Source organism: Angustibacter sp. McL0619 (assembly GCF_049994355.1).
In the GTDB taxonomy this organism is placed as follows: Bacteria; Actinomycetota; Actinomycetes; order Actinomycetales; family Angustibacteraceae; genus Angustibacter.
Window position 1 is genome coordinate 2,231,832 of record NZ_CP188257.1, and the last position, 23,882, is coordinate 2,255,713.

Genomic DNA, 23,882 nt, shown 5'->3' on the forward strand with positions numbered 1-23,882 from the left:
CCAGGGCCGGTCAGGTTCGCGCGCGCTCGGCCAGCGCGGCCAGCGCCTGGGTGAAGCACTGCTCCGGTGGGCTGACCAGGCCGGCGCCGACCTGGCCGGTGCCGGCCACCCGGCCGGCCATCCCGGTGTTGATCACCGGCAGGATCGACGTCCGGACGACGGCCGTGACGTCGATCCCCGTCGGCGTCCCGCGGAAGCCCAGCACCGGCACCTGGTAGGCCGGGTGCTCGCCGAGCGTGATGTCGTACATCCGGCGGGTGGTGGCCAGCGCGTCCTCGGCCTCGCCGCCGACGAAGCGCACGATCGCCGGCGCCGCGGCCATCGCGAAGCCGCCGATGCCGCCGGTCTCGGTGATCGCGGAGTCGCCGATGTCCGGGTTGGCGTCGTCCGGGCCGTAGTCGCCCAGGAACAGGCCCTGCGGGGTGTTCGCCGGCCCGGTGAACCACTGGTCGCCGGTGCCGGAGACCTGGATGCCGAAGTCGGTGCCGTTGCGCGCCATCGCGACGACCAGGCTGGAGCCCGGCACGTCGCGGCCGGCATCGAGAGCGAGCTTGCAGGCGGGCATCACCAGGTTGAGGAAGAAGTGGTCGTTGCCGTTGCAGAACCGCACGACGTCGGCGACGTCGGACGTCGGCGCGCCCAGGTCGAGCAGCTCGGGCACCAGCTCGCGGACCAGCATCATGGTGCCCGCGCGGTTGCGGTTGTGACCCTCGTCGCCCATCTGCAGCATCTGCGCGACGATCTGCCGGATGTCCAGCGGTCCCTCGCGCTCGACCCGGCGGCGCACCGCCTTCTGCAGCAGGGGCCCGAGCACCGCGGCCATCCAGCGCAGCCGCTCGATCACCTCTGGTCCGTAAGCGCCGTAGCGCAGCACCTTGCCCAGACCTTCGTTGAGGGTGCAGAAGGCCGTCCCGCCGTGCACCGGGTCACGCAGCACGAAACCCCACTGGGACGGCGAGATCACCCCGGCCATCGGTCCGACCGCGCCGTGGTGGTGGCACGGCGACAACGTGATCCCGTCACCGGCCTCCAGCCGCCGCTGCGCCGGCTCGGGGTCGTCGGCCAGCCCCTCCAGGACCATGGCGCCGATCAGGGCGCCGCGCAGCGGCCCGGACGCCCGGTCCCAGCCGATCGGCGGCCCGGCGTGCAGGAAGGTGCCCGGCGCCAGCGCGAGGGCCTCGGACGCCGGGACGACGTCCACCAGCTCGGCGCCGGCGCTGAGCACCCGCTCGAGGGCGGTGGCGTTGGCGGCGGCCCGACGGGGGTCGGTGAGCACCGCGGTGAGGTCGGCGGCGGACGCCGGACCGCCCAGCGGCGGCCGCCAGTCGACCCGCTGCACCCGCACCGCCTGCGCCTCCAGCGGCTCGGCCAGCAGCTCGACCCCGGCGGTGACCACACTGGTCGGTGCCGCACCCAGCAGCCCGTGCAGGTCGCTCACGACGCCTCCCCGGTGCTCACGAGGGCCGCAGCGGCCCGCGCCGCCTCGGCGTTGGAGAGATAGACGTCGGCGCCCGCGGCGGCCAGCCGGGCCGCCTGGTCGTCGCGTCCCTGCGGGTCACCGATGGTGCCGGTGAGCGAGACCACCACGCCGAGGTGTCGACCCTGGTCCAGGGCGGCCCGCCTGGCGGCAGTGATGGCCGGAGCCAGCTCGCCGGCCGGGTCGGCGTGCGACCCGTGACCGAGCACGACGTCCAGCAGCACCGCACCGACCGCGGGATCGGCCGCCTCCCTGGCCAGCCGCTGGTCGCGCAGCGACGGGTCGATCATCGGATGCGCGCGGCCGCTGGTCAGCGCGTCGTCGCCGAAGTCGACCATCGCGTGGTCGGTGCCGCCGTCCCAGCCGCCGTCGCCGCGCACGTCCAGCGCCAGGTCCGGCGACAGCGGGATGTTGGACCGGATGGCGCCGAGCTGCCGGCCAGCGACCAGCATCGCCTCGTCGCAGAGGGTGCCGCCGCAGAACAGCCCGCGCAGCGCCCGGCCGGGCGAGCGCGGCTGTGGTTCGGCGGCCGGCCAGTGCGGCCACCTCACCTCGGCGACGCCGACCCGGGCCAGCACCGCCTGCGCCGCCTCGCTCAGGTCGGGACGACCGGACCCGAGCGTGGCCCACTGCACCGCCACCCCGAGGTCGGCGACCAACGCCTCAAGCTCGGCGAGCACGCCCGGGTCGGCCGGCTTGCTGACCACCACCACGAGCTCGGACTCCTCGTCGTCCGCCAGCGCGGTGAGCGCCTGGCGGGCCGAGCGTCCTGCGACGGCCGCCGACAGGTCGCGGCCGCCCACGCCCAGGCAGTGCCGCACGCCGACGCCGGCGTGGTCCAGCAGGGCCAGCAGGTGCTGGGCCCCGGTGCCGGACGCCGCGACCAGCGACACCGGTCCGGGCCGCACCACGTTGGCGAAGCCGAGTCCCACGCCGCCGACCACCGCGGTGCCGCAGTCGGGCCCCATCACCAGCACGTCCTGGGAGGCCGCCGCGTCCTTGAGCGCGACCTCCTCCTCGACGCTCACGTTGTCGCTGAACACCATCACGCTCGACCCGGCCGCGATCGCGTCCATCGCCTCGGCCGCCGCGGACGGGCCGGGAACCGACACCAGCACCAGCGGCGCGGGCTCGCGGCGCAGCGCCACCCCGGTGGTCCGCGGCGGCTCCAGGACGCTCGGCCCGGACGAGCTGGTGGCCGGGGTCAGCGCCACCACCAGGGCGGCCAACGCGGCCTCGACCGCGGCGTCGTCGTCCGCCCGGACCGCCACCATCAGGTCGGATGGTCCGGCCTGCTCGGGTACCGCGAAACCCATGCCCTGCAGCACCTCGACGTTCAGCGGCGTGGCCATCGCGACCTGCGCGGCCAGCACCCCGTCGACATCGGCGACCGCGCGGCTGACCTGCAGCAGGGTCACCGAGTCGTGGTAAGCGCCGGTGCGCAGCTCGACGTGCTCGACCGGGCTCATGCCGCGGCCCCCTGACGGTCCAGCTCGGCGTCGGCCAGGTCGATCCCGGCGAGCAGAGCGGCACCCGACGTCCCGCCGAGGGCCAGCACCCTGGCCCGGCTCGCGGCGGTCGGCCGCAGCACCGCCGCCACCACGGTCTGGGTCGCCACCCCGGTCGCAGCGTGCCGCAGCAGCTCGGCCGACAGCGCCGTCGTGCGGTCTCGGGCGCGTTCGGCGATCCGCGTTGCAGCCTCGTCCAGGGCGGCAGCGTCAGCCGGTGCGGTCCTGGCGCGCAGCGCCAGCAAGAGCCCGGCCACCGCGTCGTCCGCGGCCGGTGTGGACCCCGGGCCACTGCCCAGGACGGTGTCGACGTCCGCCACCGCGGCGTCCACGTCCCCGGCCGACACGGCCCGGACGGCCCAGGCGAGCACCCCGCCCAACGGGTGAGCGAGCGGCGCTGGGCGAACCGTCCCAGGCGACCGCACGGGTGCGCCCGCGCCGGTCTGCACCCGAGCCGGTGACCACCAGCGCACCAGCGGCACCCTCCAACCCTCGCCTCGCAGTCCCGCGCAGGACAGCTCGACCGGCTCGCCGACCCGGCTCGCCCACCTGCCCGTACCCAGCGGCAGCGACGGCGTCAGCACCGAGCAGGGCAGCGAGTCGGGGCCGGGGCGAGCGTCCAGCACCACCAGCCGCCCCGGTCCGACCAGGATCGCCACCGACCGGTCGGACGTGTGCACGACCCGACCGTGCGAGGCCCCGGCGGAGGCTGGCCCGAACAGGTCCCACAAGGCGGTGCAGGGCGCCCCCGCAGACATGGCCATGACGTGACGCTACCCAGGCACCTAGGCTGCCCCCCATGACGAGAGTTGCCGAAGATCGCCCTGTCCTCGGGTCCGGCTTGCCGACAGCCGGGACGGCGCCGGGTCGCAACCAGCAGCAGCTCGTCGCAGCGTCGGCGACCTACGGGATCTCCCTTCGGGACGCGCTCCGGCTGCCCGCCCTGTCCGGCGCCCAGGTGCTCGCCGGCCACCAGGGCCTGGACCGGCACGTGTTGCGCCTCGGCGTCTGGGAGACCCCTGACGTGCTCCCGTTCACCCGTGAGGACGAGCTCCTGGTGACCACCGGATACCCGCTGCTGGACCGCCCGGACCAGCTCGCCGACCAGTTCGCGGCGCTGGCCCAGCACGGGGTGGTCGCGGTCGCGGTCAAGCTCGGCGCCTACGTCGAATCCCTGCCGGACGACGTCCTGCAGCGGGCGGACCGGATCGGCCTGCCGGTCCTCGCCCTGCCCGGCGACGTGTCCCTGGACGACGTGCTGAACCAGGTGCTCAGCGCCGTGCTGGGCCGCCAGGCCGCGCTGCTGGCCAGGAGCGAGGAGATCCACCGGGCGCTGGTCCAGGTGGTCCTCGGCGGCGGCGGGCTTCCCGAGGTCGCCAACGCGCTGGCGCACGGGCTGGACCTGGCCGTGCTGGTCACCGGACCGTCCGGCGACGTGCTCGCCCGGGCCGGCGAACCGGCGACCCCGGACGAGCGCGAGCACGAGGTCGTCGTCCCGATCGTGGCCGGCGGCGTGGCCCACGGCAGCGTCGTGGCGTCGTCCCGCAGCGGTCCGATCGCCCCACCCGACGTGCACGCGCTGGAGCGCGCCGCGGTCGTCTGCGCGCTGGTCGCCGTGAAGCAGCAGGCCGTCAGCGCCGTCGAGGAGCGCTACCAGGCGGACTTCCTGCGCGACGTCCTGCTCGGCCGGGTCGAGGACGCCGAGTCGGCCGTCCGGCACGGCGCCTCGCTGGGCTGGCAGCTGGACCGCCCGCTCGTGGTCGTCATCGCGCAGCCGGACTCCGACCAGCGCAGCACCTCCGGCCGCGAGCCGGTCACCGACCGGATGGCCAGCGCCTGGCGCTCGCAGCTGCGCACCCGCGACCCGCGCGCGGCCGTGTGCGGGTTCGCCACCGAGGTGGTTGCGCTGGTCGGCGTTCCGCCGGACGGCGACCTGGAGCGGCTGGCCCGCGAGCTCACCGCCGCCGTCCGCGAGCCGGGGCAGGCCACCGGCGCCCGCCGCGGGTTCACCGTGGGCGTCAGCCGCGTCGCGCCGGGCATCGGAACGCTGGCGACGGCGTACGAGCAGGCCCGCACCTGCGTGCGGGTGTCCCGCCAGGTGCACGGCCCGGGCGGCGTCGCACACTTCGACCGGCTCGGCGTGCACCGCTTGCTCAGCCTGGTGCCGGACAGCTCCGAGCTGCGCACCTTCCTCGACGAGACGCTCAAGGAGCTGGCCCGGTCGACGCCCGAGGCGCGGGACCTGCGCCGCACCCTCGAGGTGCTGCTGGACACCAACCTCAACGTCGCGGAGACCGCGCGCCGGCTGCACTTCCACTACAACACGCTGCGCTACCGGATCGGAAAGCTGGAGCGGATCCTCGGTCCGTTCACCGAGGACGCCGACCTGCGGCTGGACCTCGCACTGGCGCTGCGGATCATGCCCATGCGCGGTCTGGGCTGACCTGACGCCAGCGGTGCACAAGCCCGCCCGAAATGCCTGTCAGTCCGTGCCGGTGCCGCCTCCCACACCCGGCCCTAGCCTCGCGCCATGCTGACCACAGTGACGCGGGTCACATGACTCGCGTCGTCCGGTCACGGCCCGAGAGGACACGCGCATGGCGATCGGATGGACTCTGCACGGCGACGGCAAGACGTTGGCTCCAGGTGAGGTCGTCGCACCCAACGAACGACTGTCCTGGGGGCGCACCGTCGGCCTAGGGGCCCAGCACGTGGTGGCGATGTTCGGTGCCACGTTCGTCTTCCCGTTGATCATGGGGCTGAACCCGCAGCTCGCGATCCTGATGAGCGGCGTGGCGACGATCTGCTTCCTGCTCATCGTCAACGGCAAGGTGCCCAGCTACCTAGGCACGTCCGCCTCGTTCGTCGGTGGTGTGGCGGCCATCCGGGCCCAGGGCGGTAGCTCCGCCCAGGTCACCGGCTCGATCCTGGTGGCCGGCGCCGTTCTCGCCCTGGTCGGGGTGATCATCCACTTCGCCGGGTCGCGGGTGATCTACAAGGTGCTGCCACCGGCGGTGACCGGCGCCGTCGTCATGCTGATCGGGTTCAACCTGGCGCCGGTCGTGGCAAATATCTACTGGCCCCAGGACCAGTGGATCGGGTTGATCGTGATGACCGCGGTGATCGCGATGAGCGTCGGGCTGCGCGGGTTCGCCGGCCGCATCTCGATCTTCCTCGGCCTGGTCATCGGCTTCGTGCTGTCCTGGCTGTTCGACAAGGGCTTCGGGCAGATCACCTCCTACGACGCGGCCGCCGGAAAGATCACCACCCACTGGCGGGTGAACCTCGACAACGTCGTGTCGTCGAACACCCACTGGTTCGGCTTCCCGCCCAAGTCGGACACCGCGGCGGGCATCGTCGGCTACCACCTGCCGGAGTTCAAGTGGGCGTTCGTGCTGCTGGTGCTGCCCGCGGTGATCGCACTGGTCGCGGAGAACACCGGTCACGTCAAGGCGGTCGCCGAGATGACCCGCACCGACCTGGACCCCATGATGGGCCGGGCCATCGCCGCGGACGGCTTCGGCACGGTCCTCGCCAGTGCCGTCGGTGGCAGCCCGACCACCACCTACGCGGAGAACATCGGGGTCATGGCGGCGACCCGGGTCTACTCCACCGCCGCCTACTTCGTGGCGGCGGCGGTGGCGATCCTGTTCGGCTTCTCACCGAAGTTCGGAGCCTTGGTCTCGGCGACACCGGGCGGCGTGCTCGGCGGGATCACCGTCGTGCTCTACGGCATGATCGGCCTGCTCGGCGCCAAGATCTGGACCGAGAACCGCGTCGACTTCGGCAACCCGATCAACCTCGTCCCGCTCGCGGCCGGCATCATCATCGCCATCGGTGACGTGAGCCTGAAGATCACCGACACGTTCACGCTGTCCGGCATCGCGTTCGGCACCATCGTCACGATCCTGGCCTACCACCTGGCCCACGCCCTGGCGCCGGAACACCTGCGCGAGGCCGCCGACCACGGGCAGTCCATCGACGAAGGCCCGTCGCTGGTGCTCAACGACCCGGGCATGTACGTGGAGGGCGATGACGACGGACGTCACCGCGAGTGATCGGCAACACCTGACGACGATGCGGGCCGTCGCACAGGGCAGGATCGGCCCATGAAGCCCGCGCCGTTCACCTACCACCGGCCGGCCGGCCTGGACGAGGCGCTCGACGTCCTGGCCCAGGTCGGCGCGGACGGCAAGGTGCTGGCCGGCGGGCAGAGCCTGCTGCCGCTGCTGTCGATGCGGCTCGCCTCGCCGGCGCACCTGGTGGACATCAACCGCGTCCCCGGCCTGGACGTCGTCGAGGTCACCCCGGACGTCGTCCGGGTCGGCGCCCTGGTGCGGCACAGCGACCTGCTGCACCACTCCGGCGCGCGGACCGCCCAGCCGATGCTGGGCCGGGCTCTCGAGCACGTCGCCCACGCGACCATCCGGAACCGCGGAACCACCGTCGGCAGCATCTGCCACGCCGACCCGGCGGCGGAGATGCCTGCGGTGACCGTGCTGCTCGGCGGCACCCTGGTGGCACGCTCGATCCAGGGCGAGCGCCGGATCCCGGCCGAGGAGCTGTTCGCCGGACCGCTGGAGTCGACGCTGCGACCGGACGAGCTCGCGGTGGCCATGGAGTGGCCGGTCGTGGTGCCCGGCGAGCTCAGCGCAGTGGTCGAGGTGTCCCGCCGGCACGGCGACTACGCGGTCTGCGGGGTGGCCGCGCGGCTGCTGCTGGAGCCGGACGGTGCCGTGCGCTCGGCGCGCGCCGCCTACGTGTCGATGGGCCTGACGCCGCCCGTCCTGGACCTCGGCGAGTCCGTTGCGGGACAGCGGGTCCAGGACGTCGACTGGGCCGTCGTCGGTGCCGCGGCGGCCGACCAGCTGGACCCGGAGGGCGACATCCACGCCAGCGCCGACTACCGCCGGCACCTGGCCGGCGTGCTGACCAGACGAGCCTTCGAGGAGGCACGGTGAGGCACCAGTGAGCGAGCAGGTCGTCCCGATCCGGTTGCGGGTCAACGGCGTCCCGCGGGAGGTCACCGTCCCGGCGCGCCGGTTGCTCAGCGACGCCCTGCGGCACGACCTGGGACTCACTGGCACGCACGTCGGCTGCGAGCACGGCGTCTGCGGCGCCTGCACGGTGCTGCTGGACGGCCGCCCGGTCCGCTCCTGCCTGCTGCTCGCGGTGACGGTGGACGGGCAGGACGTCACGACGGTGGAGGGCCTGGCCGCGCACGACGGCACCTTGCACCCGGTGCAGCAGGCGTTCCAGGACTGCCACGGCCTGCAGTGCGGCTTCTGCACGCCGGGATTCCTGACCACCATCGCGGCCTACCTGGAGGAGAACCCGGACCCGACCGAGGACGACGCGCTGGAGGCGATCTCCGGGAACCTGTGCCGCTGCACCGGTTACCAGAACATCAAGGCGTCGGTGCTGCGCGCCGCGGAGCTCAAGCGCCAGGGCGCGCCGGGGGCGCCGTGACGACCAAGCTGTTCGGCGAGCGGGTCGCCCGGGTCGAGGACCCGAGGCTGCTGACCGGCGGCGGCCGCTACCTGGACGACCTCGGTCGCGGTGCCCTGGCGGCCGCGTTCGTGCGCAGCCCGCACGCGCACGCCCGGGTGCTGGACGTCGACGTGACCGGCGCGCTGGACGTCGAGGGCGTGGTGGCGATCTACACCTGGGAGGACCTGGCGGCGGCGGACGAGGTAGAGGGCACCCGGGTCGCCGAGCCGCTGCCGCTGCTGATACCGCATCCCGCGCTGCACGCGGGTCGCACCCCGTACGCGCTGGCCAAGGACGAGGTCAACCACGTCGGCGAGGCGGTGGTGATGGTGGTGGCGACCGACCGCTACGTCGCCGAGGACGCCTGCCAGGCGATCGACGTCCGGTACGAGTTCCTGGAGCCCGTGGTCGGCATCGACACCTCGCGCCGGGCCGAGCGTCTCGTGCACGACGACGTGCCGGACAACGTCGCCGCGCACCTGGTCCAGCAGAACATGGGTGACGACGAGCTGCTCGAGTCCACCATGGCCGCCGCCCCGCACCTGCTCGAGCTGGACCTGGAGATCGAGCGCAGCGCGTCGATGCCGATGGAGGGCAAGGGGGTGCTGGCGCGCTGGGACGCCGAGGAGCAGAGCCTGCGGGTGCACACCTCTACCCAGGCCTCGACGTCCGTGCGCGCCGCGGTCGCGGCCAAGCTCGCGCTGCCGCTGACCAAGGTGCACTGCATCGCCCCGGACGTGGGCGGCGGCTTCGGGGTGAAGATCGTGCACCCGTGGCCGGAGGAGGTGCTGGTCCCGTGGGCGGCCAAGCGGCTGGCTGCGGCAGGGCTCGGCGACAGCGTGAAGTGGGTCGAGGACCGCCGCGAGCACTTCATCTCCAGCGCACACGAGCGCGGCCAGCTGCAGCAGGTCCGGGTCGGTTTCGACGACGACGGTCGCATGCTGGCGCTGGACGTCAGGTTCTGGCACGACAACGGCGCGTACACGCCGTACGGGATCATCGTGCCGATCATCACCTCGACCCAGCTGCTCGGGCCGTACAAGCCGGGCGTGTACCGCTGCGAGTTCTGGTCGATGTACACCAACACGGTGATCGTCACGCCGTACCGGGGCGCGGGGCGCCCGCAGGCCGCGTTCGCGATGGAGCGGACCATCGACGCGATCGCGGCCGAGCTCGGTCTGGACCGGACGCTGGTGCGCGAGCGCAACTTCATCCAGCCGGACGAGATGCCCTTCGACCACCACCTGATTTTCCAGGACGGTCGCCCGTTGGTGTACGACTCCGGCGACTTCCCGGCGTCGCTGGCCAAGCTCAAGGAGCTGGTGGGCTGGGACGACTTCGCGGCGTACCGGGATCGGCTGCGCGAGCAGGGCCGCACGGTCGGTCTGGGGCTGGCCTGCTACGTGGAGGGCACCGGGGTCGGGCCCTACGAGGGTGCGCACGTCGTGGTCGAGACCAGCGGGCAGGTCAAGGTCGCAACCGGGCTGACGACGCAGGGTCAGGGGCACTACACGGCGTTCGCGCAGATCGTCGCGGACGAGCTCGGCGTGCCGCTGTCGGACGTCGAGATCGTTACCGGCGACACCCGCCGGTTCCCGTACGCGGTGGGCACGTTCGCCTCGCGGGCCGCGGTGATGAGCGGGTCGGCGATCGCCAACGCCTCCCGGCTGGTCCGGGCCAAGGCTCTGCGCATCGCCGCCGAGGCGCTCGAGGTGGCCGAGGACGACCTCGAGATCGTGGACGGCGTGGTGCGCGTCAAGGGCGCGCCGGCCACCCGAATGCCGCTCGGCACCGTGGCGGTGCTGTCCAACCCGTTGCGGTACGCCTTCGACGAGGCCTCGCAGGCGGCCACCCAGTTCGCGGTCGGCACCGCCAACAAGGTGCCGGTACCCGAGGGCGAGGAGCCGGGGCTGGAGGGCACCGCCTACCACTCGCCGGAGCGGTCCACCTTCGCCAACGGCATGCACGCCGTGATCGTGGAGACCGACCCGGACACCGCCGAGATCCGGATCCTGCGCTACTGCGTGGTGCACGACTGCGGCAAGCTGATCAACCCGCTGATCGTGGAGGGTCAGATCCACGGCGGGGTGGCGCAGGGCGTGGGCGGTGCGTTGTACGAGCGGATGGAGTACGACGAGTCCGGCCAGCTGCTCAACGCCTCGTACATGGACTTCCTGATGCCGTACGCGACCGAGGTGCCGCGCCGCATCGAGATCGACCACCTCGAGACGCCGTCCCCGTTGAACCCGTTGGGGATCAAGGGTGCGGGCGAGGCCGGCGTGATCCCAGGGTCCGCGGCCATCGCCGCCGCGATCGAGGACGCCGAGGGGATCGTGATCCACCGCATGCCCATCAGCCCGAGCGAGCTCTTCGCGCTGCGTCAGGCTCGCACCGATCGAGAGGACACCTGATGAAGGTCAACGGCTCCGCTGTCCTGCACGCGGACCGGCAGCGGGTGTACGAGGCGCTCAACGACCCCACGGTGCTGGCCGGCGCGATCCCCGGCTGCCAGTCCCTGGTGCCGCTGGGCGAGGACAGCTACCGGATGAGCGTGCTGGCGGGGGTGGCCTCGATCAAGGGCACCTACGACGGCGAGGTGACCCTCAGCGAGCAGCAGCCGCCGATGTCGTTCACCATGCGGGCCAAGGGATCCGGCGCCCCCGGCACGGTGGACGCCACCTGCCGGGTCACCCTCACCGAGGAGGCGAACGGCACGACCCGGCTGGACTACGACGCGGATGCGGTGGTCGGCGGCGTCGTGGGGGGAGTCGGGCAACGGATGCTCACCGGGGTGTCCAAGAAGATGGCCGGGCAGTTCTTCGGCAACGTCGACGACGTGCTGACCGGGCGCCGACCGGCGGTCGTGGCCGCCGAGCCGGTCGCGACCGGTGCCGTCGCTGCGACCGGCAGCCCTGGGGCGCCGCCGTCCGCCGTGACCGTTGCGCCGCAGCAGGTCGCCGCCTCGCGCACCTCGCCGCTGGCCGCAGCCCTGGTCGGCGCCGCGATCGCCCTCGCCGGCGTCCTGCTCGGCTGGGCCATCGCGCGGGGACGCTGACGTGCGCGCCTTCACCGCGGCCGCCGTCCAGCTGGCACCCGACCCCGCACCGCTGACGTCCGAGACGATCGCCGGCAACGGCGCCAGGGCGGCCGGGTGGGTGCGACGGTGCGTCGACGCGACCGGCGCCGAGCTGGTCGTGCTGCCCGAGACGGCGTCCACCGGCTTCACCCCGGGCATCGGGCCGCAGGCCCTGTGGGACCTGGTGTCCGCCGTCCCCGGCGAGGTCACCGAGACGCTGCAGGAAGCCGCCCGAGCCACCGGGGCGCACGTCGTCTGGGGCAGCTACGAGCGCGGCGCCGAGCGCGGCACCGTCTACAACGCCTCGGTACTGATCGGCCCGGACGGCGCGGTGCTGGGCACCTACCGCAAGACCCAGCCGTTCTGCACCGAGGACGTCTCCCGGGGCGGGTGGGTCACCCCCGGTGACTCGGTCACCGTCGTCGACACCGACCTCGGCCGGATCGGGATGGCCATCTGCTTCGACGGCGACTTCCCCGAGCTCTGGCGGATCCAGGCCGTGCAGGGTGCGGAGCTGATCGTCCGTCCCTCGGCGCTGCTGCGGTCGGCGGACATCGCCGAGCTGACCAGCCGGGCCCGCGCCTACGACAACCACGTGTACGTGGTAGCCGCCAACGCCACCGGCACCGACCCGGCCGGCGTGCACTACTTCGGCAACAGCCACATCGTCGACCCGACCTCGCACACGGTCGCTCGGGCGGCCAGCCACGAGTGCTGGATCTCGGCCCGGCTCGACCCGGCCACCGCGATGGCCTCGCTGACCCCCGGCAGCTCGGTGCCGCAGTCGTTCGACCACCTGGCCGAGCGGAACCTCGCGGTCATCCGGCGCTACGCCGACGACCTGGCCCGGCCGGCCCGAACCGGGTTCCCGCACGGCACACCGCACCCGGCCGACGACGACCCGGCGGACAGGCCGTGAGCCCCGGCGCGCCGGAGGGGGCACACGTCCGGATCGGCATCGACACCGGCGGCACCTTCACCGACGTCGTCGCGGTGGACGAACGCTCCGGACGGGTGGTCACCACCAAGACGCCGTCCACGCCGGCCGACCCGGCCGAGGGCTTCCTGGCCGGTATCGACAAGGTCCTGGTCGCGATGGGCCTGGACGGCACCGCGGTCAGCGCAGTCAGCCACGGCACCACGGTGGCCACCAACAAGCTGCTGGAAGGCAAGGTGGAGAACCTCGGCTTCATCACCACCGAGGGCTACCGGCACGTGCTGGAGATCGCCCGCCAGTCGGTGCCGGACGGCTACGGCAACTCCTACTTCTGGGTCAAGCCGCCGCGGATAGTGCCGGCCGACCGGGTGCGCACGGTGGGCGGCCGGCTGGCGGTCGACGGCAGCGAGGTGCGCCCCTTCGACGAGGCCGAGGCCGTCGCCGCGGCCCGGTTCTTCCGTGACCTGGGCATCTCCACCATCGGGGTCTGCTTCCTGCACTCCTACGCGGACCCCGGCCACGAGCTCGCGATGCGTGAGGTGCTCACCCGCGAGCACCCGGACGCCACGGTCAGCATCTCCAGCGAGGTGCTGCGCGAGTACCGCGAGTACGAGCGCAGCGTCACCACGCTGGTGGACGCGGCGGTCAAGCCGAACATCCGGCGGTACGTGCAGAACATCGCCGCCCGGCTGGCCGACTACGCCGGCGGGGCCAGCGTCCCGTTCTACGTGATGAAGTCGAACGGCGGCGTGCTGTCGGCGGCCGAGGTCGTGCACCAGCCCATCACCACGGTGCTGTCCGGGCCGGCGGCCGGCGCGCTGGGCGCTGCGGTGGTGGCCCGCGCGGCCGGCGTGGACCGGGTGCTGACCTGCGACGGCGGAGGCACCTCGACCGACGTCACGGTCGTGGTGAACGGCCGACCGGCGCTGACCACCGAGGGCACCGTCGGGGCCTACCCGAGCAAGATTCCGATGATCGACGTGGTGACCGTCGGGGCCGGCGGCGGTTCGATCGCCTGGGTGACCCCGGAGGGCACGCTCAAGGTCGGCCCGCAGTCGGCCGGCGCCGACCCCGGGCCGGTCTGCTACGGCCACGGCGGGAGCGAGCCCACCATCACGGACGCCCACCTCGTGCTCGGGCGCATCCCACCGCACCTGCTGGGCGGCGAGGTGCCGTTGGACGCCGAGGCCGCTCGTGCCTCGGTCGCCGCGCTGGCCGACCGGCTCGGCATCGAGGCGTCGGCCTGCGCGAACGGGATCCTGGAGATCTCGGCCTGGAACCAGGCGAACGCGCTGCGCCAGATCTCGGTCAAGCGCGGGCTGGACGTCCGAGACTTCACCCTGGTCACCTTCGGCGGGTCCGGTTCGTTGCTGGCCTGTCGGCTGGCCGACGTCCTCGGACTGGACGGCGTGCTGGTCCCACCCGACCCGGGCAACCTGTCGGCGTACGGGCTGCTGACCGTCGACGTCCGCAACGACTACGTGCGCACCCTGGTCGCTCGGCAGAGCCGGCTGGACCACCCCCGGATGGCCGGCGTCGTCGCGGAGCTGACGGCGCAGGCGGACGCGGCCCTGGAGCGAGAGGGGTTCGCGGCGGCGGACCGGCGGTTCGAACGCACCGCCGACGTGCGCTACTACGGCCAGGCCTTCGAGGTCCGGGTGCCGGTCCCCGACGGCCCGATGGACGCGCTCCTGACCGACCTGGTCGCGCAGGCGTTCCACGACGAGCACCGCACCCTGTACGGCTACGACCTGCGCTCGGACCCGCGCCAGGAGGTCGAGTGGGTCAACCTGCGGGTGACCGGCGTGGGACCGATCCGCACGCCCCAGCTACCGCCGGCTACCAGCGGCACCGGCGCGCAGGCCGCGCGCACAGGCACCCGGCGGGCGGACTTCGGCGACGGCTGGTGCGAGGCCGCGCTGTACGACCGAGCGCTGCTGGGTGCCGGCGACGAGGTGGACGGCCCCGCGGTGGTCGAGGAGTTCGGGTCCACGGTCCCCGTGCACCCCGGCTTCCGCGTCGTGGTGGACGGCCACCGGAACCTGCGGATCACCCGGACCGACCGGAGGCCGTCATGAGAGGCATGCCCCAGCACCCGTACGGCTACCGGCTCACCAAGGTGCCGGCGTCCGACGTCGACCCGGTGCTGGTCGAGATCGTCGAGGGCTACCTGGCCAGCGTCGAGCTGGAGGTCGAGACCGCCATCGCGCGGACGTCCCGCTCGCCGATGATCCGGGACGCGCACGACTTCCGGGCCGGCATCCACGACCGCAACCTGCGCAAGCTCACGGGTCGCTCGTACTCGGCGCTGGTTCACCCGGTGGCCAGGGACTTCCCGCCGGACTCCATGCGGCCCGGCGACGTGTTCTTCCACAACGACGTGTACGAGTCCGAGGGCGGCATCGGTCACCTGCCCGACCTGTGCGTCACGGTCCCCGTGTTCGCCGGCGGCGAGGACGGCGAGTCGTCCGTGGTGGCGTTCGTGCAGGCGTTCGGCCATCACGACGACATCGGCGGTGCGGTCCCCGGCTCGATGCCCTCGCACGCCACCAGCGTGTTCGAGGAGGGCCTGATGGTGCCGCCGATCCGGCTGTGGGACGCAGGTGTGCCCAACGCCGCCGCGCTGCGCATCATGACCCGCAACTCGCGCATGCCGGAGTCGCTGGCCGCCGACCTGGACGCCGAGTGCAGCGCCTGCCTGATGGGAGCGCGCCGCCTCGGCGAGCTCTTCGACCGCTACGGGGTGCAGACCGTGGAGGCCGCGTTCGACGCGATCCTGGACAACACCACGACCACCTACCGGCGCGAGATCCTGTCCAAGATCCCGGTGGGCAGCTACGTGTGGGAGGACTATGCCGAGCACGACGGCGTCGACGAGCCGATGCTGCACACCCAGCGGATCACGTTGACCCGCACCGCCGAGGACGACGCCGGCGGCGAGCGGCTGGTGATCGACTTCGACGGCACCGGTCCGCAGGCGCGCGGCCCGATCAACCACTGCGGCGACTTCGCCGAAGGCACCTTCCTCAAGAAGTGGCTCGCGCCGATCCTGCGCAACCTCGCCGACACCCCGCAACGGATGGCTGAGCTGGACGTCAACGAGGGCGTCGTCCCGCTGATCGAGATGCGCTTCCCGGAGCCCGGGACGCTGCTCACCCCGGTCTTCCCCGCGCCGACCAACGCCCGCACCTTCGTGATCCTGCGGCTGCTCGGAGTGCTGGCCGGGGTCGTGGCCAAGGCGGTGGACGGCCAGATGCCGGCCGACCAGGAGACGATCCGCTACACCGGCGTCTACGGGCGCGACCTCGAGGGCAACCCGTACCTGATGCGCGAGGTGCTCGGCGGCGGGTCGGGCGGGCGGCCGCACGGCGACGGCGAGGACACCATCCACGTCGTCCCGGACAGCCGCAACCTGCCCACCGAGTTCACCGAGAGCCGCTTCCCGTTCCGGGTCGAGTCGCTCGGCCTGGCCGTCGACTCGGGCGGAGCGGGGCTGCACCGCGGCGGCCTCGGCTACGACAAGCAGATCCGGATGCTGCGCGACGGTCACTTCATGTCCATCGCGGACCGCTCGATCCTGGCCTGCTGGGGGGTGCGCGGCGGAAAGGCCGGGCAGCCGTTCTCAGTGACGATCGACCCTGGCGGGCCGGCCGAGCGCGAGGTGGACGCCCTCGCCGACGCCGAGCCGGTGCAGGCCGGTGAGCTGATCAGGGTCCGGACGACGGGCGGCGGGGGCTGGGGCGACCCGCTGGACCGCCCGTACGGGGACGTCGTGCGCGACGTCCGGTGGGGGAAGGTGTCGCTCGAGGGTGCGGAGCGCGACTACGCGGTGGTGCTCACCGGGACCGTCGACGAGCCGCGGCTCGACGAGGCGGCGTCCGACGGGTTGCGCCAGCAGCGAAGGCTGGCGCAACCCGTCGACGACGCGTTCTTCGACCGCGGGCCGGGCTACGCGCGGCTGAGCGGTGGCGCGTCGAACCCGGACGTGGACTGGGTCCGCTAGCTAGGCGAACCGCTTCACGAACTCCAGCGCGGTGTCGGCGACCTCGCGCCAGCCGTTGTCGATGGTCAGGGCGTGCCCGCGGGCCGGCATCTCGACGATCTCGGTGACGCCCTCGTTGCGCTTCTGCTTCTTGTAGGCCGCGTTGGAGATCGCGTGCGGGACGGTGTGGTCGCGCTCGCCGCCGATGATCAGCAGCGGCCCGCGGTCGGGGTTCTTGCTCTTCACCTTGGCCTGCGTCCAGGGGTTCAGGTTGGCGCTGGCCGCCTGGAACAGAGGTGCGCCCGGAGCCGGCACGGCGTAGGTGTCGTAGAGCTCCTTGGCCTCGTCCTCGCTGACCGCGTTGGCGAACGCGTACCGGAACTGCTCGAAGGTCAGCGGCACCGCGCGGTGCTTGTTGGCCGGGTTCGTCAGCACCGGGCTGGAGGCCCGCAGCGCCGAGATCGGCAGCGGCAGCACGCCGCGGAAGGGCGCCGGCGAGATCGAGACCGTGACCGCGGACAGCCCCCGGCCGGCGACCATCTGCGCGAGCAGCCCGCCGAAGGAGTGCCCGACCACCGCGGGCTTCTGGTCCAGCTCGGCGATCACGGCCGCGTAGTGGTCGGCGACCTGGCCGACGGTCTTGTTGGCGAAGACCTCGGGGTGGGCGTTGGCCTCGGTGACGGTCTGCGGGTCGTCCGGCCAGCCCGGGGTCAGCGGCGCGTAGCCGGCCTCGTCGAACACGGCGGCCCACCTGTCCCAGCTGCTGGGCAGCAGCCACAGGCCGTGGATGAAGACCACGGGTCGGCGGCCGGAGGCGTTCGCCGCCGCCACCTGCTCGCGGGTCTCGTCGGGGATCTCGGGGGCGGGACTGGTCATGGCAACGGCTCCCGTTGTTGGTGAAGGTGCGCGACTCGCGTGCTGCGGACGTTAGTTGCGCAAGCACAACCACGCCAGGGGTCGTCCACCTGATGATCGCCACCTCCCCACTTGTGGTGGGTTGTGGGGGTCTCAACGTCCGTTGAGGCCCCCACAAGCCATCACTAGTGGGGGCTGTGAAGATGCGGTGACGTCGTCCGGAAGCGGTGAGCCGGACCCGCGCCGGCCGTCATCATGGGTCCGTGCCGTTCACCGTGTCCCACGTCGCCGCCGTCCTGCCGTTGAGGTACGGCCGCGCCGGCCTGCTGCTCGCCACGCCGCCGCTGGTCATCGGGTCGATGGCGCCGGACACGCCGTCCGTGGTCGGCGCGCGCCAGTTCCGGGACCTGACCCACACGCTGGTTGCGTCGATGACCGTGGACGTCGCGGTCACCGGGGTCGGTTGCCTCGTCTGGGCCTTCGTGCTGAGACCGGTGGTGGCGGACCTGGTGCCGGGACTCGCCGCGCGGTGGGGGCCGTTGCACCGCAGCGAGCGGACCTGGCCCACGCGGGCCGCGCTCTGGTACCTGGCGGCCGCGATCGGATGCTTCACGCACGTCCTCTGGGACGCGTTCACCCACGCCGGTGGTGCCAGCCGATCGTGGATCCCGTTTCAGCGGATCGACGTCTGGATCTTCGAGACCCTTCAGGTCGTCTCCAGCATCGTCGGGCTCCTCATTCTGCTGTGGTGGTCGGTGCGTTGGTGGCGCTCACATCCACCGGTGGGGCGGGAGTGGCACGACCACTCACCGGCGCGCACAGTTCATCGACGCCGGATGGGCCTCGCCGTCGGAGTGGTGCTGGGCGCGACCGTGTGGGCGGCGCTGGCCAGGGTGCTGGACAGCAGCCAACCGATCGAGCCGTTGCGGGTCCTGGTCAACCTCGGCTTCGGTGCGCTGGCCGGTGCCCTGGTCAGTGCGCTGCTCGTCGCCGTGGTCTACCGGTTGACCCTGCTGCGCCACGTGCCGTCGGCTTAGCCGGCCGTCGAGCCGTCCGCCGGGTCGGCGGCGTTCCAGAGCCACAGGTCCGCTCGGGCGGCGGTGCCCTCTCGGGCGAAGTGCGCGTCCTCCTGCGCCGCCCAGCGACGCCAGTGCGGCCGGTACGCGTCGCCGTCGCGGGCCATCGCGCGGTCGTGGCGAGCGGTCTGCGGGGCGTCCACCCAGACCAGCGCGCTCAGGAACGGGGAGCACATCCGGGCGCCGGCGCCGCAGCCCTCGAGCAGCACCACTGCAGCGGCCGGGACGTCGTAGCAGTCGCCGTCGACGCCCAGGACCCAGTCGTGCCGGCGCAGGGTCGCACCCTGCCCGCGAGAGAGCGGCTCCAGCACCCCCATCAGGACGCGCCGGACGCCGTCCTCCAGGCCGTCCCATCCTGGGTAGACGTCGTCCAGCCGGACGACCGGTGCCGGTCTCCCATCGCCACCGAGCGCGGTGGACAAGCGGGCCGCGAAGGTCGACTTGCCCGCGCCGCTGGGTCCGTCGATCGCGATGACCCGGGTGTCGCCCGCGAGAGCCGGCCGCTGAGCGACCAGCGCCCGGACGAGCCGCACCGCCTCGGCTATGTCACTGACCTGCTGCGGCATCGGGTCAGCGTGCCACGGCGTCGTCGACCCTGCGCACTAGGCTCGCCCGATGCAGATCCCCGTGCCGTCCGGACCGTTGGCCGGACTCGTCGTCGTCGACCTCACCCGAGCACTGGCCGGCCCGCACGCGGCCATGATGCTCGGCGACCTCGGAGCCAGGGTGATCAAGGTGGAGGTCCCCGGCACCGGTGACGACACCCGGGGGTGGGGTCCGCCGTTCGTGTCCCCGGACGACGACCCGCAGGCCCGGCAGTCGACGTACTTCCTGTCCTGCAACAGGAACAAGGAGTCGATCGCGCTGGACCTGAAGTCCGACGAGGGGCGCGCGACGCTCACCGAGCTGGTGCGCCGGGCCGACGTGCTGCTGGAGAACTTCCGCACCGGAGTGCTGGACCGCCTCGGCTTCGCCCCCGAGCGGCTGCTCGAGCTGAACCCCGGCCTGGTGGTGCTGTCCATCAGTGGGTTCGGCCACGACGGCCCCGAGGGTGGGCGCGCCGGGTACGACCAGATCGCTCAGGGCGAGGCCGGCCTGATGTCGTTGACCGGCGCCGGCCCCGAGGACCCGCAGCGCGTGGGCGTGCCGATCGGTGACCTGCTCGCCGGGATGTGGGGTGCCTACGGCGTGCTGGCCGCGCTCGTCGAGCGCGACCGCACCGGTCGCGGCCAGGTGGTCCGGACGTCGCTGCTGGCCGGCATCGTCGGCGTGCACGCCTTCCAGGGCACCAGGTTCACCGTGGCCGGCGAGGTGGGCCGGGCGGCCGGCAACCACCATCCGTCCATCTGCCCCTACGGCCTGTTCCACTGCGCCGACGGCGCCGTCCAGATCTCGGTCGGCAGCGAAGGTCTGTGGCAGCGGCTCTGCGCCGAGTTCGGCCTGGACCCTGCCGCCGCGGGGATGGCCAGCAACGCCGAGCGGGTGCACCACCGCGAGCAGGTCATCGCCGCCATCGAGGCGGCTTTCGAGACCTTGGACGCCGAGGCCCTGCTCGCCCGGCTCGCGGTCGCCGGCATCCCGGCCGGACGCGTGCGCGACCTCGGCGAGGTCTACGACTGGGAGCAGACCCGCAGCCAGGGCCTGCTGGTCGACGTCGAGCACGCGACCCTCGGGTCGATCACCCTGCCCGGGCCGCCGCTGCGGTTCTTCGCCGCCGACGGCGAGGAGGTCACCAAGCGGGTGCACGCCGCCCCGCCGGTGCTGGACGCCGACGGCGACGTCATCCGGCAGTGGCTCGACCGGACCCAGCCCGAGCCTGCTGGCGAAGGTGACCTACCGCTGCACGGCAAGCACCGGCCGTGAGCGAATCCTGACCAAACGCCGGTCACGGGCTGGCGACTGCTCGCCATGACGGGGTGCCGCGCTGTCGCCTAGGTTCGCGGTGTGCGGGTCCTGGTCGCCCTCGGGGGCAACGCGATGACCTCCGCGGACGGCTCTGCTAGCCCGGAGGCCCAGATCGCTGCCATCAGCAAGGCGATGGAGCCGGTGGCCGAGCTGGTCTCGCTCGGGCACGAGGTGGTGCTGACCCACGGCAACGGTCCGCAGGTGGGCAACCTGCTGGTGAAGAACGAGCTCGCTGCGTCGGTCGTCCCGCCGGTGCCATTGGACTGGTGCGGCGCGCAGACCCAGGCGACCGTCGGCTTCGTCGTGCTGGACACCCTCGAGGTCGCACTTCGTCGTCGCGGGCTGCGTCGCCCGGCCGCCGCCCTGGTGACCCGGACCCTGGTCGACCGCGACGACCCCGGTTTCACGAACCCGACCAAGCCGATCGGCCGCTACCTGCCCCAGCCCGAGGCCCAGGTCCTGGTCGACCACGGCCAGACCTGGCAGGACCGCGGTGAGCGCGGGTGGCGGCGCGTGGTCGCCTCGCCCGAGCCCCTCGAGATCCTGGACGCCGACAGCGCCCGTGCGCTGGTCGATGCGGGCTACGTGGTGGTGGCCGGCGGTGGCGGTGGCATCCCGTGCGTGCGGGACCCGGACGGTTCGGTGCGTGGCGTGGAGGCGGTCATCGACAAGGACCTGTCCGCCGCCGTGCTCGGGCGCGCGCTGGACGTCGACGTCCTGGTCATCGCGACCGACGTCGAGGCCGTGGCCACCGGCTGGGGGACCCCTGCGCAGCGCGAGCTCGGTGTGGTGAGCGTCGCCGAGCTGCGAGACCTCGCGGCTGCGGGGGAGTTCGCCAGCGGCTCCATGGGCCCCAAGGTCGAGGCCGTCTGCCGCTTCGTCGAGGCCGGCGGCACCCGCGCCGCCATCTGCGCCCTCGACCGGATCGCCGCCGCCGCGCTCGGCGAGGCCGGCACCGTCGTCCGTCCGTCTGCACCGTCAACCGAGGAGTGAGCGAATGCCGCAGGCCATCGAGGTCCGCAAGGTGCCCATCCTGTCCGTCAGCGACGCCAGCGGCCTCGCCCAGCTGATCGACGACGGGGTGATGGAGGCCGACCGGGTGGTCGCCGTGATCGGCAAGACCGAGGGGAACGGCGGCGTCAACGACTACACCCGGATCATCGCCGACCGCGCGTTCCGCGAGGTGCTGGTGGCGAAGGGCACCCGCACCACCGAGGAGGTCCGCCAGGTCCCCATCGTCTGGTCCGGCGGGACCGACGGGGTGATCAGCCCGCACGCCACCGTGTTCGCCACGGTGCCGGACGGCGCCGTCGACCAGACCGACGAGCCCCGGCTGACCGTCGGGTTCGCGATGAGCGAGGTGCTGGCCCCCGAGGACATCGGCCGGGTCGCGATGGTGACCAAGGTCGCCGACGCGGTCCGGGTGGCCATGGAGCGGGCCGGAATCACCGACGTCGCCGACGTGCACTACGTGCAGACCAAGACCCCGCTGCTGACGATCCACACCATCCGGGACGCCAAGCAGCGCGGGCAGACCGTGTGGACCGAGCACACCCACGAGTCCATGGACCTGTCCAACGGCTGCACGGCACTGGGCATCGCGGTCGCCCTCGGCGAGATCGAGATGCCGACCGACGCCGACGTGATGCACGACCGATCGCTCTACTCCTCGGTGGCATCCTGCTCGTCCGGCGTCGAGCTGGACCAGGCCCAGGTCGTGGTGGTCGGCAACGCGCGCGGCGTCGGCGGCCGATACCGGATCGGCCACTCGGTGATGCGCGACGCGCTGGACGCCGACGGCATCTGGGCGGCGGTCAAGGACGCCGGTCTGCGGCTGCCGGACCGCCCGCACTCCAGCGACCTTGACGGTCGGCTGGTGAACGTCTTCCTCAAGTGCGAGGTGTCCCAGGACGGCGAGGTCCGTGGGCGGCGCAACGCCATGCTGGACGACTCCGACGTGCACTGGCACCGGCAGATCAAGTCGTGCGTCGGTGGCGTCACCGCCGCGGTGACCGGCGACCCAGCCGTGTTCGTCTCCGTCTCCGCGGCGCACCAGGGACCGGACGGCGGCGGCCCGGTCGCGGCCATCGTCGACCTGGGGGAGGAGCCCACCGGCTACCGGCCGCCCGCTGGCTAGGCTTGGCGGGTGAGCCTTGCCGTCCGAGTCATCCCCTGTCTCGACGTGGACGCCGGTCGCGTCGTCAAGGGAGTGAACTTCCAACAGCTGCGTGATGCCGGTGACCCGGTCGAGCTGGCCCGTCGTTACGACGCCGAGGGCGCCGACGAGCTGACCTTCCTGGACGTCACCGCGTCCAGCGACGACCGCAGCACCACCTACGACGTGGTCTCCCGCACGGCCGAGCAGGTGTTCATCCCGCTGACCGTCGGCGGCGGCGTCCGCTCCGTCGCGGACGTCGACCGGCTGCTGCGCGCCGGAGCCGACAAGGTGGGGATCAACACAGCCGCGATCGAGCGGCCGACGCTGGTGGCGGAGGTGGCGGACCGGTTCGGCGCGCAGGTCCTGGTGCTCAGCGTGGACGCCCGGCGCTGCCGTCCTGGAACGCCCACCGAGTCCGGCTTCGAGGTGACCACCCACGGCGGCCGACGCGGCACGGGTCTGGATGCCGTGCAGTGGGCCGCCACGGCGGCCACCCTCGGCGCGGGCGAGATCCTGCTCAACGCGATGGACGCCGACGGCACGACCAAGGGCTTCGACCTGGAGCTCATCGCGCTGGTCCGCGCGCGGGTCGACGTCCCGCTGGTCGCCAGTGGTGGCGCCGGCGCACCCGAGCACTTCGTCGAGGCGGTCCGGGCCGGCGCGGACGCCGTGCTGGCCGCCAGCGTCTTCCACTTCGAGCAGGTACGGATTCGCGAGGTGAAGTCGGCGCTCGCCGGCGCCGGGTTCGCCGTTCGCTGAGCGTCGGCTCAGAGCCCGGACGGGGCCTGGCGAAGCGCGTCGACGGCCTCGTTGGGTCCATCCAGCGAGACCTGCGCGACGTCCCGGCGCCCGAAGCAGAACAGCAGCAGCTCGGCCGCAGGCCCCTCGACGCGCACGCTCGGGTGGCCCCGCTTGACGGTGGTCCGGCCGAGGCCGGTGGCGACCAGCTCGACCCCCACATCGGCCCGGCGCATCCCGAGCCGGCCGGTCATCGCGCAGTTTCGCCACAGCGCGGCCTCGAGGTCCGGGTGCAGGTCGCGTGGCTCCCAGCCCGGCTGAGCCCGCCGGACGTCCTCGTGGTGCACGAAGAACTCGGCCGTGTTGGTCAGCTCGTCCAGCACGCCCCAGCGCATCGGGTTCCAGACCGGCGGTCCGCCGCGCAGCCGTTCGACGAGCTGCTCCCAGGGCAGTGCGGCCAGCTGCTGCTGCACCGAGGTGGCGTGTCCGGAAAGCGGTGGAAGGTAGATCCCGACCTGCGCGTCCGGACGGCTCTCGCGCAGCACCAGGTGCGCGGCGAGGTCGCTCGTGTCCCACCCTTCGCACAGTGTGGGCGCCGACGGACCGGTCAACAGGAGGGTCTCGCACAGAGCGGCGCGCTCCGCACGGGCATGATTGCTCATGCACCGATCCTCGCATCC

At 72.9% G+C, this 23,882-nt stretch carries 20 protein-coding genes; 14 read left to right on the top strand and 6 right to left on the bottom strand.

All coding sequences use genetic code 11. The features are described from left to right. Positions 1-10 precede the first annotated feature (10 nt). From ACPPVT_RS10350 to ACPPVT_RS10360, 3 genes are read right to left on the bottom strand one after another with little or no spacing between them, the layout of a single operon-like run. A complete protein-coding gene (locus ACPPVT_RS10350; protein WP_426566903.1) occupies positions 11-1,438 on the bottom strand; it encodes a DUF1116 domain-containing protein in 1,428 nt (475 codons plus the stop codon). Further along, on the bottom strand, positions 1,435-2,946 hold the full coding sequence (locus tag ACPPVT_RS10355) for an FdrA family protein (RefSeq protein WP_426566904.1): 1,512 nt from the start codon (positions 2,944-2,946) through the stop codon (positions 1,435-1,437). The genes ACPPVT_RS10350 and ACPPVT_RS10355 overlap by 4 nt, the downstream gene beginning before the upstream one ends. Continuing rightward, positions 2,943-3,749 carry a DUF2877 domain-containing protein gene (locus tag ACPPVT_RS10360; protein ID WP_426566905.1) on the bottom strand — a complete coding sequence of 269 codons (807 nt, stop codon included), beginning with the start codon at positions 3,747-3,749 and terminating at the stop codon, positions 2,943-2,945. Before ACPPVT_RS10360 ends, ACPPVT_RS10355 begins: the two co-directional genes overlap by 4 nt. A 35-nt stretch (positions 3,750-3,784) precedes the next feature. On the opposite strand from ACPPVT_RS10360, the gene ACPPVT_RS10365 reads away from it, so the two are divergent. From ACPPVT_RS10365 to ACPPVT_RS10405, 9 genes are all read left to right on the top strand, one after another. Then, on the top strand, positions 3,785-5,428 hold the full coding sequence (locus ACPPVT_RS10365; protein WP_426566906.1) for a PucR family transcriptional regulator: 1,644 nt from the start codon (positions 3,785-3,787) through the stop codon (positions 5,426-5,428). 154 nt (positions 5,429-5,582) lie between these two features. Beyond that, positions 5,583-7,043: a uracil-xanthine permease family protein gene (locus ACPPVT_RS10370; RefSeq protein ID WP_426566907.1), complete on the top strand. Its 1,461-nt coding sequence runs from the start codon at positions 5,583-5,585 to the stop codon at positions 7,041-7,043. A gap of 51 nt (positions 7,044-7,094) precedes the next feature. Further along, positions 7,095-7,946 (top strand): FAD binding domain-containing protein, encoded by an 852-nt coding sequence (locus ACPPVT_RS10375; RefSeq protein WP_426566908.1) that lies wholly within the window; start codon positions 7,095-7,097, stop codon positions 7,944-7,946. Positions 7,947-7,974: 28 nt separating this feature from the next. Next, positions 7,975-8,454 (top strand): (2Fe-2S)-binding protein, encoded by a 480-nt coding sequence (locus ACPPVT_RS10380; RefSeq protein ID WP_426567118.1) that lies wholly within the window; start codon positions 7,975-7,977, stop codon positions 8,452-8,454. Next, positions 8,451-10,886, top strand: coding sequence for an aerobic carbon-monoxide dehydrogenase large subunit (cutA, locus tag ACPPVT_RS10385; RefSeq protein WP_426566909.1), 2,436 nt, complete (start codon positions 8,451-8,453; stop codon positions 10,884-10,886). The genes ACPPVT_RS10380 and cutA overlap by 4 nt, the downstream gene beginning before the upstream one ends. Beyond that, positions 10,886-11,530: an SRPBCC family protein gene (locus ACPPVT_RS10390; RefSeq protein ID WP_426566910.1), complete on the top strand. Its 645-nt coding sequence runs from the start codon at positions 10,886-10,888 to the stop codon at positions 11,528-11,530. Before cutA ends, ACPPVT_RS10390 begins: the two co-directional genes overlap by 1 nt. Before the next feature lies 1 nt (position 11,531). Then, positions 11,532-12,470, top strand: coding sequence for a carbon-nitrogen hydrolase family protein (locus ACPPVT_RS10395; protein WP_426566911.1), 939 nt, complete (start codon positions 11,532-11,534; stop codon positions 12,468-12,470). Continuing rightward, on the top strand, positions 12,467-14,566 hold the full coding sequence (locus ACPPVT_RS10400; RefSeq protein WP_426566912.1) for a hydantoinase/oxoprolinase family protein: 2,100 nt from the start codon (positions 12,467-12,469) through the stop codon (positions 14,564-14,566). Before ACPPVT_RS10395 ends, ACPPVT_RS10400 begins: the two co-directional genes overlap by 4 nt. Next, complete coding sequence (locus tag ACPPVT_RS10405) at positions 14,563-16,491, top strand: hydantoinase B/oxoprolinase family protein (RefSeq protein WP_426566913.1); 1,929 nt, start codon at positions 14,563-14,565, stop codon at positions 16,489-16,491. Before ACPPVT_RS10400 ends, ACPPVT_RS10405 begins: the two co-directional genes overlap by 4 nt. Here ACPPVT_RS10405 and ACPPVT_RS10410 read toward each other — a convergent pair whose 3' ends face one another. Further along, a complete protein-coding gene (locus ACPPVT_RS10410; protein WP_426566914.1) occupies positions 16,492-17,346 on the bottom strand; it encodes an alpha/beta hydrolase in 855 nt (284 codons plus the stop codon). It abuts the gene before it with no gap. Between the two features lie 242 nt (positions 17,347-17,588). Between ACPPVT_RS10410 and ACPPVT_RS10415 the strand changes: the two genes are divergently transcribed. Beyond that, entirely contained in the window at positions 17,589-18,362 is a 774-nt protein-coding gene (locus ACPPVT_RS10415; protein ID WP_426566915.1) for a DUF4184 family protein, read from the top strand. On the opposite strand, the gene ACPPVT_RS10420 is transcribed toward ACPPVT_RS10415, so the two are convergent. Beyond that, positions 18,359-18,967: a dephospho-CoA kinase gene (locus ACPPVT_RS10420; RefSeq protein ID WP_426566916.1), complete on the bottom strand. Its 609-nt coding sequence runs from the start codon at positions 18,965-18,967 to the stop codon at positions 18,359-18,361. The genes ACPPVT_RS10415 and ACPPVT_RS10420 overlap by 4 nt on opposite strands. A 49-nt stretch (positions 18,968-19,016) precedes the next feature. Here ACPPVT_RS10420 and ACPPVT_RS10425 point away from each other — a divergent pair, with 49 nt between their 5' ends. From ACPPVT_RS10425 to hisF, 4 genes are all read left to right on the top strand, one after another. Next, complete coding sequence (locus ACPPVT_RS10425) at positions 19,017-20,264, top strand: CaiB/BaiF CoA transferase family protein (protein WP_426566917.1); 1,248 nt, start codon at positions 19,017-19,019, stop codon at positions 20,262-20,264. A gap of 81 nt (positions 20,265-20,345) precedes the next feature. Further along, on the top strand, positions 20,346-21,299 hold the full coding sequence (locus tag ACPPVT_RS10430) for a carbamate kinase (RefSeq protein ID WP_426566918.1): 954 nt from the start codon (positions 20,346-20,348) through the stop codon (positions 21,297-21,299). Positions 21,300-21,303: 4 nt separating this feature from the next. Beyond that, on the top strand, positions 21,304-22,443 hold the full coding sequence (locus tag ACPPVT_RS10435) for a ring-opening amidohydrolase (protein ID WP_426566919.1): 1,140 nt from the start codon (positions 21,304-21,306) through the stop codon (positions 22,441-22,443). Positions 22,444-22,452: 9 nt separating this feature from the next. Beyond that, positions 22,453-23,223 (top strand): imidazole glycerol phosphate synthase subunit HisF, encoded by a 771-nt coding sequence (gene hisF / locus ACPPVT_RS10440; protein ID WP_426566920.1) that lies wholly within the window; start codon positions 22,453-22,455, stop codon positions 23,221-23,223. Positions 23,224-23,231: 8 nt separating this feature from the next. On the opposite strand, the gene ACPPVT_RS10445 is transcribed toward hisF, so the two are convergent. Next, entirely contained in the window at positions 23,232-23,864 is a 633-nt protein-coding gene (locus ACPPVT_RS10445) for a TIGR03085 family metal-binding protein (RefSeq protein ID WP_426566921.1), read from the bottom strand. Positions 23,865-23,882: the final 18 nt, after the last annotated feature.